Here is a 12,996-nt window from a genome sequence, read left to right as displayed (position 1 = left end):
CTGAATCAGTTGTACAGTAATGTAGTTTTGCTTCCCATAGCTTCTACGAGAACCATTCAGGATAAGATCTTTGTGTTCTCTATCAAAGGCGGAAAAGCAGTAATGCTTCCAGTAGAAGTAACCGGAAAAGCAGGTGATAATTTCATCGTCTCAAAAGGACTGGAAGCCGGTGACGAGTATATTGTAGCCGGTTTCGACAGGCTGCAGCCAGGAACGCCAGTAGTTGCTCAGAAGAAGAATGCCCAACCGAAAAAATCGTAAGAAAAAAATCATGTTAAAGACAATTATAAAAAGACCCGTACTTGCAACGGTAATCTCCGTGTTGCTTGTAATTCTGGGTATCGTAGGTATGGTCAGCCTTCCGATCACCAAATTTCCTGATATCGCTCCGCCTACCGTAATGGTAACCGCAGCGTATCCCGGAGCCAATGCAGAAACGATTGCCAGATCCGTGGCCCCGCCTTTGGAAAATGCCATCAACGGGGTGGAAAACATGGATTATATTACATCCACAGCCAGTAATGACGGTACTTTAAGTATTACCGTAATCTTTAAACTGGGTACGGATCCGGACCAGGCTGCGATTAACGTTCAGAACAGAGTGGCGCAGGTAACCAATCAGCTTCCGGCAGAAGTTATTCAGGCCGGAATCACAACAGTGAAAAGACAGAACAGTATGATCGCAATGGTTTCACTGACCAGTAAAGATGGTACAATGGATGATCTTTTCCTTGAAAACTATGCGAAAATCAATATCGTTCCCGAATTGAAAAGAGTAAAAGGAGTAGGGGATGCTATGGTATATGGGAACAAAGATTACTCCATGAGAGTATGGCTTGATCCCAATAAACTGACTTCCTACAACCTTACGCCTTCAGATGTTTCACGGGCGATCCAGACGCAGAACCTTGAGGCGGCTCCGGGAAGATTCGGGGAAAGAAGTAAGGAAGCGATGGAATATGTCCTTCGTTACAAAGGAAAATTTACTGAGCCAGAACAGTATGAGAATATTACAATTAAAGCATTGAACGATGGTTCTGTTTTAAAGCTAAAAGATGTTGCCAAAGTAGAATTTGGTGCATATAGTTATACCGTTTCTTCTAATTTCAACAAAAAACCGTCGGTAACGATGGCGATTTTCCAGATGGCCGGATCTAATGCCAACGAAGTACAGATCGCCCTTCAGGAAAGAATGAAGGAACTTGAAAAATCGTTCCCGGAAGGAATGAACTATGAAATTCCCTATGCTACAAAAGAAGCACTGGATCAGTCTATTGATCAGGTAATCCATACCCTGATTGAAGCATTTATCCTGGTATTCATCGTGGTGTACATCTTCCTGCAGGATTTTCGCTCTACGCTGGTCCCGGCTATTGCGGTTCCGGTGTCTATTGTGGGAACTTTCTTTTTTATGAATTTGTTTGGTTTTTCTATTAATATCCTGACGTTGTTCGCTCTGGTACTGGCCATTGGTATTGTGGTGGATGACGCTATTGTCGTCGTGGAAGCAGTCCATGCTAAAATGGAACATAAAAAGCTTAACCCAAAGGCTGCGACCATGTCTGCGATGAGTGAAATCACAGGAGCTATTGTCTCCATTACATTAGTGATGTCTGCGGTATTCGTCCCGGTAGCTTTTATGAGTGGCTCTACGGGATTGTTTTATCAGCAGTTTGCGTTGACATTGGCGATTGCTATTGTGATTTCAGCTATTAATGCATTGACGTTGAGCCCTGCTTTGTGTGCTGTATTCTTAAAACAGCATCATCCGGGAACCCATGAGAAAATGAATTTCAAAGACCGTTTCTTTGCCGGTTTTAATACAAGTTTTAATAAACTCACCTTCCGTTACGGAAAAGCAATTCTATTCCTATTAAAGAGGAAATGGGTAGCGGGGATCCTCATTCTTGTATTCGGAGGACTGTTTGTATGGATGTCTATGACAACGCCTAAAGGATTTATTCCTGATGAAGACCAGAGTTTTATCATCGTAACGGCCAATCTTGCTCCGGGAGCATCCAAGGACAGAACGACCAAAGTAGTTTCTGATACCGAAGACCTGTTAATGAAAAATCCAGCAGTGGAAAAAGTAATTTCTGTGGACGGGCTGAACTTATTCAGTGGATCCATGTCATCTTCCGCAGCTTCTATTTTCGTTAAACTGAAAAAAACGGAGGAAAGAGGAAACGTAAGTAATATCAATGACATCATCGGTCAGGTTCAGGGAACACTTTCACAGGATAAAAGAGCAAATTTCCTTGTCATCAATACGCCTACAGTAGACGGTTTCGGAAATACCAGCGGAATGGAACTTGTGCTTCAGGACCGTACGAACGGGGAACTTCAGAATCTTGGAAATATTTCTTACGGAATGATGGGTGCCTTGATGCAGAGACCGGAAGTAGCGGTTGCGTTTACAACATTTGATGTAACCTATCCGCAGTTTGAAGTGCTGGTAGATGAAGTGAAAGCAGCGCAGCTTGGCGTGAACGTTTCCGATGTATTAGGTGTAATGCAGGGTTATTACGGAAGTATTCAGTCTTCGGATTTCAACCGGTTCGGGAAATACTACAGAGTATTGGTTCAGTCTACTCCGGAAATGAGAGAAGATAAAGAATCACTGAACGGAATTTTCGTTAAAAATAATTTAGGAGAAATGGTTCCTATCAACACATTGGTTAGCTTAAAACAGGTAACAGGAGCAGAAGTTTTTTTAGAAGTAGTAGACCGTTTCAATCTGTTCAACTCTTCGAATCTAACAGTAATGCCGGCTCCCGGATTCAGTACGGGACAGGCAATGGCAGCTATTGATGAGGTAAGCAAGCAGGTGCTTCCTCCGGGATATACTTACGACTATAAAGGAATGAGCCGTGAGGAGGTAAGTGCAGGTTCACAGTCGGTGATGATCTTCGGACTGTGTATCATCTTTGTTTTCTTTCTTCTATCGGCCCAGTATGAAAGTTATGTACTTCCATTGGCGGTACTTATTGCCATTCCTGTAGGTTTATCAGGTGTATTTGTAGGAATTACGATGGCAGACCTGTCCAACAACATTTACGTACAGATCGCTTTGGTAATGCTCATTGGTTTATTAGCGAAAAACGGAATTCTGATTGTGGAATTTGCCATTCAGCGTAGAAGAGCAGGGAAAAGCCTTATCGCTTCTGCGGTAGAAGGAGCCAAAGCCCGTTTGCGTCCGATCCTGATGACCTCATTGGCATTTATTGCCGGACTTCTTCCCTTGCTGTTTGTAATAGGACCTTCGGCTTTAGGAAACCATTCTATTGGATATGCCGCAGTTTCAGGGATGATTTTCGGAACTGTTTTAGGGGTATTTGTGGTTCCTGTACTTTTTGTAGTCTTCCAGGCTTTACATGAAAGAATGAGCGGGAAAGTAGTGACAGCAGCAGACTGGGAATATTAATCCAAATGATTATTAAAATGAATTCAATTAAAAACATAGCGTATTTCGCATTGATCTCAGGAGTTGCCGTTTCGTGCAAAGTTCAGAAGTATGAACAGCCTGAAATGAAAATACCTGAAGTCTTCAGAAATGAAAACATTGTTGCAGAAACTCAGGAAAACATAGCAAAGATCAGTTACAGAGATTTTTTTAAAGATCCGGTTCTGGTCAACCTTATTGATAAAGCCATTGCACAGAATAATGACTTTCTTGTCGCATTGAAACAGATAGAATATGCCTCCCTTGCTTATAACCAGAGCAAGTGGGGCAATGTTCCCACGATCAGTGCAACCGTTGCGAATGCAAGTATCAGCCGCCCCTCGGACAACAGTATGAATGGAATAATGGCCGGGCAGTTCATGGGGAAAAAATATATAGAAGATTATACAACATCTGTGAACATTTCATGGGAAGCAGACATCTGGGGAAAGATCAAAGGAAGAAAAGAGCAGGCTCTGACAGAATATCTGAAAACCCAGGAAGCAGCCAAGGCGGTTAAAACCCAGCTGGTAGCATCTGTTGTACAGGGATATTATAATTTACTGATGCTGGATACCCAACTTCAGATTACAAAATCCAATCTGGAATATTCTGATACAACGCTGAAGTTTTTAACCAAGCAGCAGGAATTGGGCTTAACGACCGCTTTAGCCGTACAGCAACAGGAAATAGTGAAAGATCAGATTTTAAAAACGGTCCCTGCTATTGAAAGTTCTATTGCGGTTCAGGAAAATGCACTAAGTCTGCTTACAGGCTCCATGCCTGATAAGGTTAAAAGAAGTACAAGCCTGAATAATGTACAGTCGCCAGACAGGATTGCAGCAGGAATTCCGTCAGAATTATTAAGCTACCGGCCTGATATTAAAACTGCTGAACTTGAAGTAAGGAAAAGCGCAGCAGCTATTCATGTCGCAAAAATGAGTATGTATCCTTCCCTGAATATCACGGCTCAGGGCGGACTGAATGCATTTCAGGCAAGCCACTGGTTCAGTGTTCCCGGTTCCCTTTTCGGAATGGCGGCGGGCATGATTGCACAGCCTATTTTAAATGGGAAACAGTTGAAAACACAGTATGAGCAGTCTAAAGTGCTGGCAGATCAGGCTGAAATTAATTTTAAGCAGTCCGTTTTAAAAGCGGTTGGAGAAGTTTCTGATGCACTGGTCCAGATTCAGAAGCTGGAAGAACAGCAGAAAATTGCAGAAGGGCTGGCCGTGAAATCCGGTGAGGCCGTGAAAAAAGCTGATATTTTATTTAAATACAATTCAGCGACTTATGTGGAGGTGATCATTGCGCAAAGCAATAAGCTTCAGGCAGAACTGGATCTGGCTTCCCTGAAAGCACAACGATTGAATGCTATCACTTCTCTGTACAGAGCGGTTGGCGGCGGCTGGCAGTAAAGTAAAATTAAACCTGCTTCGTCTATCATAATGCAGCAGGTTTTTAAACTATAACTATTATGAAGAATATAAATATACATGAGGGTATTATTCTTATTCCTGATTTCAGTGGATTTACCGAATTTGTATTCAATACCAAACTTTATACGGGAGAATATATTGTAAGGCAGCTACTGTCTACACTGATCGATATGAATGAAGGGTATTTTGAAATTTCCGAGATTGAAGGTGATGCCATTTTATTTTACAGATATGATGACAGGCCTTCCTATCAGTCTGTTTCAACGATACTTTGGAGGATGCGGAATGCTTTTAACCGGAAGATTAAAGAATTAAGGAAAGAGCTAAGCATGTCCATTGATATGTCGCTGAAGTTCATTGTACATTATGGAAAATTTTCACAGTATACGATCGGGAATTTTAAAAAGCTTTACGGAAAAACCATCGTGGAAGCTCACCAGATGCTGAAGAATAAATTCGCCGAACAGCCTTCTTATGCTCTTTTCAGCAATTCTTTTTTAGAAAACAGCGGAAACGGCGAATCAGAGATTAATACAAAAAAATACCATCTTCCTGAAGGTGGGATGATTCATTATTTTGAGAATGTGAATAGCCTTTCGGTGTAAATTGCTGTAAACCTGCTGTGAGATGCCGGGAGAGATGCGGGCATTTTTTATGGGTTAAACTGGCTGAATACTTTTGATAGTATCATTTGATACTATCAGGTAGTAGATTATATTGTTATACTTTTTCTACTCTTGATGTCTGGTCCTGTAAATTAAGGCTCAGTCTCACCATACTTTCCTCTAATGCTATAAGATCATGGATCTGGCCGGCCGGAAGAACGATCATCATTCCTTTGCTTAATATATAACGCTGGCCGTCGGTTCCGAAATCAATGCTTCCAGAATCTGTACTACGATGGGATAGGGAGCTTTATGTTCTTTCATTTCCTGACCTTTGCGGAAAAGGATTCTTATTTCTTTAGCAAGATCTGTTTTAACCATTACTTTTACTGCTGGTTTGCCGCCTTCTTCGTAATGTAGCTGTTCGTAAAATGATGCGGTGTGTACCATAGTGTGTATTTTGGAATTTAATACCAGTAATTTACGGAAAATATTACTGATATTATATATGATTATACCCATGCAGAGGTTCATTTTGACGAAGAAATTGAATATAAAAAGAAAACTTTATAAGAGCCCATTTAATTGTATTCAATAAAAATTATCGTGTAGAAATATTACTAAGGAAAATATTTCTCTCGCAGATTTGACAGATTGAGCAGATTTTCATAACTGAAATAAATTTGCCCAATAAGCGAGATTTTAAAAATTTACACAGCCTTATAGTATCGAACAGTAATCGACCTAAGAAACTGTAGCGTTAAGAAATTGAATTCTGTGAACTTTAAAAATACTATCCTGTCTGAGTGCGGGACAAAATAATGATTCTTAACATAGAGTGCTGTCCTGAATTTTGGTTTCTTTTGTTCCAAGACAGAAGAACATATTGAATAGAAAAAGCAGATTCCGTAGAACCTGCTTCGATATTTAAAATATATTAATAATGAAATTATTTCAACGTAAACTTCACCTTCGTTTTAATCGCATCCGAAGAATTCCCGATCTGAGCCTCAAAATCTCCTGGCTCAGCCGTCCATTCATGCTTATCGGCATCAAAATAGCTTAATGCTGTTTTATCAATCGTAAAGGTTACTTCCTTTTGCTCACCGGGATTTAAATATACCTTTTCAAAACCTTTCAGTTCCTTGGCAGGGCGCGGTACAGAGGCTTTTATATCACTGATGTACAGCTGTGCAACTTCAGCACCTGCTCTCTTTCCTGTGTTTTTTACAGTTACTGTGAAAGAAATCTTATCATCCTGGGCCATCACTTTTTTATCGGCGGTTGCCTTTCCAAACTCAAATGTAGTGTAGCTCAATCCATGTCCGAAACTGAATAAAGGTTTGATCTTTTTCGTGTCGTGCCAGCGGTAACCTACGAAAACACCTTCGTTGTAGGTAATATTGATCGGGTTTTTCTGGTCTTTTCCTTTTCCGGCGGCCAGCTCATCTTTCTGTCCCGGATATTCTCCCAATTGGTGCGCCGAATTATCTTCCAGCTTTACAGGGAAAGTAAACGGAAGTTTCCCGGAAGGATTGGCATCACCAGCCAAAACGGAAGCGATGGAGTTTCCGGCCTCGGAACCCAGATACCATGACTGAAGAACAGCTGGAACTTCTTTGATCCAGGGCATAGCTACTGCATTCCCGGAAACCAGAACCACGGCAAGATTCTTATTCGCTTTTGCCAATGCTGAAATCACATTGTCCTGATTGTACGGAAGACCGTAGCTTTTTCTGTCGTTGCCTTCACTGTCCTGGAAGTCAGATTTATTCAGTCCTCCTACGAAAATCACATAGTCGGATTTTTTGGCCAGTTCTACAGCTTCGTTAAGCAGTTCAGCCGGAGAACGGTCGTCTTTTAAGTTTTGCCCGGATTTTACCCCGTTGTATTCTCCGCCGATATCACCAACATAACCCCTCGCATACTGTACATCCGCCTGTTTTCCGAATCTGGTTTTAATTCCGTCTAAAGGAAGTGTTTCATATTTTACTTTTAAAGAGGAAGAACCGCCACCCACTGTCATGATCTTGATGGCATTTTCACCGATCACCGCAATTTTTTTTGCCTTATTAATATCGACAGGAAGCACGTTGCCTTGGTTTTTGAGCAATACAATTCCTTCTTCCCCGATCTCTTTTGCTACGGCTTTATGTTCTTCAGAAGCAATATTCCCGAAAGGTTTGTTCCTGTTCATCGTAGTTTTGTAGGCTAAACGAAGTAATCTTGTTACCTTGTCGTCAAGTTCCTGTGTACCGACTTTTCCTGCTTTGATGAGGTCTGAATAAGGTTTTGCCAAATAATAATTATCATAAGCATTTTTCGTCCCGGCAGAAAGTCCGTTCGTCCAGCTCCCGAATTCAAGGTCCAGTCCGTTGTGGATCGCCTGTTCCGTATTATTCACTGCTCCCCAGTCGGAAACAACAACCCCTTTATAGCCCCATTCTTTTTTCAGAATATCATTTAAAAGATATTGATTCTGGCTGGCATACTGGTTTTTATACATATCATAAGCGCCCATGATCGTCCATGAATCACCTTCAGTCACGGCCGCTTTGAAAGGCGGAAGATAGATCTCATAAAGCGTTCTGTCATCAATATTGACATTGCTCGTATGACGGAACATTTCCTGGTTGTTTAAGGCAAAATGCTTCACAGAAGTGGCCACCCCATTAGACTGTACCCCTTTGATATAAGGCACCACCATTTTTGATGTTAAATAAGGGTCTTCACCCATATATTCGAAGTTTCTCCCGTTCAGGGGTGTTCTGTAAATATTAACACCGGGTCCCAGAAGGATGTCCTTTTTTCTATAACGGGCTTCTTCGCCAAGAGCTTTTCCGTAGTTCCAGGACATTTTTTTGTTCCATGTTGCAGAAAGCGCCGTGAGGGCAGGGTAGGCGATGATAGAGTCATTGGTCCATCCGGCCTGGTCCCATTCGTCCCACATTACTTCAGGACGTACTCCATGAGGCCCGTCTGTGGTCCAGAATTCAGGAATTCCCAGCCTTGGAACCCCGGGTGAACTGAATTTTGACTGTGCATGCAGCATGGCCACTTTTTCTTCCACGGTCATTCTCGAAAGAGCATCCTGAATACGCTGCTCTACAGGCTTCGATTCATCTAAATAAACGGGTTGAGTATGATTCTGAGCCATATATGAAGCAGCAATAAAAGTGAATAAACTTACAATGGCGGTTTTCTTGAACATAAATGCCTTTTTATTGATTAACAACAAAAGTAAGTAAAATTTTTATTATCTCAAATTGAGAAAATGAAATTCAGTCAATCAATATTTGGTTTCGGGGTTGGAGTTCCGGGGTTTGAGGGTCTGAGAGTTGGAGGGTTTTAGGTTCGGTGTTTGGGGTCCCGGGATTTGAGAGTTGAGGTTGGGAATCCCTAAATATTAAATGAAGAACAAATATCTGGTGGCTTCGAGGATCTCAGCCACCAGTTTCGTGTCTCTCATCAGAAATTTAAACCTTATTTGGAGTTTTGGCTTTGCGCGATTTGTAACCCGAATCCCCAAACCCGTATCCATAAACTCTCCAACTCCAAAACTCTCCAACTCTCAAACCCTCTAACCCTCAAACCCTCAGACTCCGCAACCCGCAACAAACCCATCACCTACCAGCCTTTCACTGCACCGCCCTTGAAGATCTCTTCAGCTTTTTTAGCCACTTCATCGGATTGGTAAGCTTTTACAAAGTTTTTGACTTTTGCGGAATTTTTATTGTCATGTCTGGCAACGATTACATTAACGTATGGAGAATCTTTATCCTCGCTGAAGACACCCTGTTTATCGGCATTTAACCCTGCCTGTGATGCAAAATTATTATTGATGACCGCTATAACGACTTCTTTATCATCCAGTACCCTTGGAAGCTGCGGGGCTTCGATCTCAAGGATTCTCAACTGTTTCGGATTCTCATTGATATCGGTAACTTTCGGAAGAAGCCCGATGCCTTCTTTTAATTTTAAAAGGCCGTTTTTCTGAAGCAGTAAGAGGGAACGCCCGCCGTTGGTAGGATCATTGGGAATCACAACCGTGCTTCCATTCTGGAGCTGACTGATATTTCTTATCTTTTTTGAATACGCTACGATAGGATAAACAAAAGTATTCCCCACAACGGCCAGTTTGTAGCCTCTCTGCTTCGCCTGTTCGTTCAGATAAGGGACATGCTGGAAAGCATTGGCTTCGATATCTCCGTTATTCAAGGCTTCATTCGGAACCACATAATCATTGAAGGGAATCAGTTCCACATCAAGATTGTACTTTTCCTTCGCTACTTTTTTAGCTTCTTCGGCAATTTCCAGTTCCGGACCATAGGTAATTCCTACCACGATATGATTCGGATCGTTTTTCTTTCCTGAACATGCATTGAATATCAGAAGCCCAGCCGTTAAAAAGGCTGTGATTTTTATCTTTTTCATTAGATTTTTTTATGATTAAAAAGCTGCTGAGGTGCTTGAAGCCACCTTCCGTTATTTCTGTTTAAATTAATTCCTGGGACTTTATTTACCTGTGATCAAACTTTCTCGCTAATCTGTCTCCCGCAAACTGTATGGTAAATACCAATGCTACCAACAGCACCAATACCACATTCATAATCACAGCATCGTAGCCGATGTAACCGTATTGGTATCCGATCTGTCCCAATCCACCGGCTCCCAGTGCTCCGCCCATTGCAGAATAGCCAACCAGAGTGATCAGCGTTATGGATGCATTGTTAATGAGGGAAGGAAGTGCTTCGGGAAGCAGTACTTTCCGGATGATTTGTAAAGGGGATGCGCCTAGTGCTCTGGCTGTTTCAATAAGGCCGTGAGGGACCTCAAGAAGACTGTTTTCCACCAGCCTGGCAATGAACGGGGCGGCTCCGACACTTAACGGGACCAAAGCTGCATTCATTCCTATGGAAGTTCCTATGACCACTCTTGTAAAAGGAATCATCCATACAATTAAAATAATAAAAGGAATAGACCGGAAAATATTAACCAGAATAGAGATCACTCTGTAATACACTGCGTTTTCCAGCAGTTGTCCTTTTCTCGTTAAAAACAGCAGGATTCCGACCGGAAGCCCCAAAATAAATCCAAAAAACCCTGAAACAAATGTCATATAAACCGTTTCCCAAAGTCCCTTTCCCAAAAGAGAAATTACCGAATCACTAAGCATATCCTTTTATTGTATTTTGAATTTTATTCTGGTTAAAATAATAGATGGCCTTCTGATTTTCTTCAGTTCCTCCCTGTAGCTGCAAAAGCAGTTTTCCGAAATTTGAATTACCGAGATATTCTACATCAGCTTTCAAAAGTCTGTAAGGAATTTTATATTGGTCATAAAGCGTTGAAAGCAGTTTTTCAACACTGATATTTTCATTAAGTTCTATTTCAATAAGCGGAAATAAGCCGTCTTGCGGTTCTTTCTGTAGTTTTTTATTGAGTTCCTGGGGTATGGTCATGATATCTGAATTTATAAATTGTCGGATCACCGGATTTTCTTTATCAGAAATGATCTCGCTTAGTGTTCCTTTTGCTAATAATTTTCCTTTGTCGATGACAGCGACATGATTGCAGACTGCCTTGATGACTTCCATTTCGTGGGTGATCAGCAGAATGGTAATGCCAAGCCTTTGATTAATGTCCCTTAAAAGCTGCAGAATAGACTGTGTAGTTGCCGGATCCAGTGCGCTGGTGGCTTCGTCGCAGAGAAGGAGATAGGGATCATTGGCCAGTGCCCTTGCAATGGCAACTCTCTGTTTCTGCCCACCGGATAGGCTTCTTGGATAATCATTGGCTTTGTCCTCCAGTCCTACGATTTTCAGCAGCTCATTTACTTTTTGATGGATCTCATCTTTGCTGACATGATCAAGCTCCAGCGGAAGGGCTATATTGTTAAAAACAGTTCTTGATGAAAGCAGGTTGAAATGCTGGAAGATCATTCCTATTTTTTTACGTTCACCTGCAAGCTGTTTTGAGCTTAATTTGGTGAAATCTCTTCCATTGATGATGATCTGGCCTTCATCAGGTCTTTCAAGGAGATTCACGGTCCGGATCAGCGTACTTTTTCCTGCGCCTGAAAATCCGATGATCCCAACAATATCTTCCTTTTCAACACTAAGACTTACCTGGTCCAGTGCTTTGAAAGACTGTTTTTTCTGATGGAATGTTTTTGAAATGCTTTTGATCTCTATCATTTTAATCTCTGTTTTTAATTTTAAACAACTGAAAGGGTATTAAAATAAAAAGGCCTTACAACGTGGTAAGGCCTTTAGAATATGGTATATTTTAATTTAAGGTCAGCCACGGGATTTCTGATGCACAGGCATACAGCTGCACATCATCATAATTCTGATGGTCTGTTTCTTCACCGGCTGATGTTTAAATCCCTGTATCATTTCATTTTCTTTTCGTTAATACGGTTGCAAATATAGAACATATATCTTTTATAGTCTACTAAAATAATAGACTTTTTAATATTTTCTGCTTTATTAATTTTTAATTAATTGTTTTTCAGTGGATTATTTTGTTTAATTTTTGATATTGCTCTTGAAGATTAATTTGATATTTAAATTAAAAGCTGTTGTTATTTAAAAAATTATGGTTTCAGATCTTCAAATTTCTTGTCAGCAGGAAAAACATGCTTCCATTTTCCAACCGTCAGTTCGAGTGTTTTTCGCAGCGAAGCGGAGAAAAATGTATCGAGAACGAGTGAACTACAGACACCTCAAGAATCACAAACTTCCCGATACGATTTTTTCCAAAAAACCATTCAGAAGTGACGAATATTCACTTTAAATTAAAGAGTGTACACCTTTACCCCAAAGAAATAGAAAACATATCTGTTGGAAAGTCAGTACTTATTTTAAGTTCAGGAAATGGAATTGCAAAAAACGAATAAGAAATAACAGATTTTATTTTCATTAATATTAAATCTGTTAAACTTATATTTTATACAGTTGGCCAATCGCAGAGGCACAAATTCATTGTGAAAACTCTCTTTTTGGGAAGCTTTTTTATTATATTTATTTTTCAATAAAATAATATGGGGCGAGGGCTTGAAATAAGTTTTGTATTTGATAAAAAGGAACCTTTACAGCAATATCTGGAACTGATGGAACAATACCACTTTGACGGCAGAGACGGTTTGAATCTGGTAATGTCGGGTGATGATGGTTTAGAAGGAGATGACAGATTGTTGTGGCAAATAGAAACAGCTTTAGATATGGATTTGAAGGTACTGGATTTCTGGAATTTTTATGAAGAATATATTGATCTGAAATTTTTAAAATCTAATCTGGCACAACTGCGAAATACATTGAGAAGCCAACCTGATTTCTATAAAAAAATAGCTTACGGGCATGATGTTGAAGAAGGTTATCTGAAGGAAAGGTTTGCTGAGGATATTCATTTTCTTATTGCAAGACTGGATCTGAACATCATAAATGGATCTGAAAAAGTAATGTTCGTTACCTTGTAATTATTAATACTGCTGCCAGGTGTGGAACGT

At 40.6% G+C, this 12,996-nt stretch carries 9 protein-coding genes and 1 pseudogene; 5 read left to right on the top strand and 5 right to left on the bottom strand.

Features of this window, described 5'->3' with window-relative positions; genetic code table 11:
• The 4 genes and pseudogenes from IX38_RS23010 to IX38_RS11710 all read left to right on the top strand — a co-directional run.
• Positions 1-261 (top strand): annotated as a pseudogene (locus IX38_RS23010) (efflux RND transporter periplasmic adaptor subunit); the annotation flags it as partial.
• A gap of 10 nt (positions 262-271) precedes the next feature.
• Entirely contained in the window at positions 272-3,424 is a 3,153-nt protein-coding gene (locus IX38_RS11720; protein WP_034705180.1) for an efflux RND transporter permease subunit, read from the top strand.
• A gap of 17 nt (positions 3,425-3,441) precedes the next feature.
• Complete coding sequence (locus IX38_RS11715) at positions 3,442-4,860, top strand: efflux transporter outer membrane subunit (protein ID WP_034705177.1); 1,419 nt, start codon at positions 3,442-3,444, stop codon at positions 4,858-4,860.
• 59 nt (positions 4,861-4,919) lie between these two features.
• Positions 4,920-5,486: a DUF2652 domain-containing protein gene (locus IX38_RS11710; protein WP_034705140.1), complete on the top strand. Its 567-nt coding sequence runs from the start codon at positions 4,920-4,922 to the stop codon at positions 5,484-5,486.
• Between the two features lie 237 nt (positions 5,487-5,723).
• Here the strand turns inward: IX38_RS11710 and IX38_RS23400 are convergent, their stop codons facing one another.
• From IX38_RS23400 to IX38_RS11685, 5 genes are all read right to left on the bottom strand, one after another.
• Entirely contained in the window at positions 5,724-5,936 is a 213-nt protein-coding gene (locus IX38_RS23400) for a cupin domain-containing protein (protein WP_316934142.1), read from the bottom strand.
• A gap of 499 nt (positions 5,937-6,435) precedes the next feature.
• A complete protein-coding gene (locus IX38_RS11700; RefSeq protein ID WP_034705138.1) occupies positions 6,436-8,697 on the bottom strand; it encodes a glycoside hydrolase family 3 C-terminal domain-containing protein in 2,262 nt (753 codons plus the stop codon).
• A 416-nt stretch (positions 8,698-9,113) separates the two neighbouring features.
• Positions 9,114-9,920, bottom strand: coding sequence for a methionine ABC transporter substrate-binding lipoprotein MetQ (metQ, locus tag IX38_RS11695; protein ID WP_034705136.1), 807 nt, complete (start codon positions 9,918-9,920; stop codon positions 9,114-9,116).
• Between the two features lie 85 nt (positions 9,921-10,005).
• Positions 10,006-10,662 (bottom strand): methionine ABC transporter permease MetI, encoded by a 657-nt coding sequence (gene metI / locus IX38_RS11690; protein WP_034705135.1) that lies wholly within the window; start codon positions 10,660-10,662, stop codon positions 10,006-10,008.
• Entirely contained in the window at positions 10,655-11,683 is a 1,029-nt protein-coding gene (locus IX38_RS11685; RefSeq protein WP_034705132.1) for a methionine ABC transporter ATP-binding protein, read from the bottom strand. The genes metI and IX38_RS11685 overlap by 8 nt, the downstream gene beginning before the upstream one ends.
• A gap of 848 nt (positions 11,684-12,531) precedes the next feature.
• Between IX38_RS11685 and IX38_RS11680 the strand changes: the two genes are divergently transcribed.
• The gene (locus tag IX38_RS11680) at positions 12,532-12,966 is read left to right on the top strand and encodes a hypothetical protein (protein ID WP_034705130.1); all 435 of its coding nucleotides are present in this window, start codon (positions 12,532-12,534) and stop codon (positions 12,964-12,966) included.
• The last annotated feature ends 30 nt before the right edge of the window (positions 12,967-12,996 follow it).

This window comes from Chryseobacterium luteum (assembly GCF_000737785.1).
Taxonomy (GTDB): Bacteria; Bacteroidota; Bacteroidia; order Flavobacteriales; family Weeksellaceae; genus Chryseobacterium; species Chryseobacterium luteum.
This window is presented reverse-complemented; position numbering and strand designations above follow the sequence as displayed.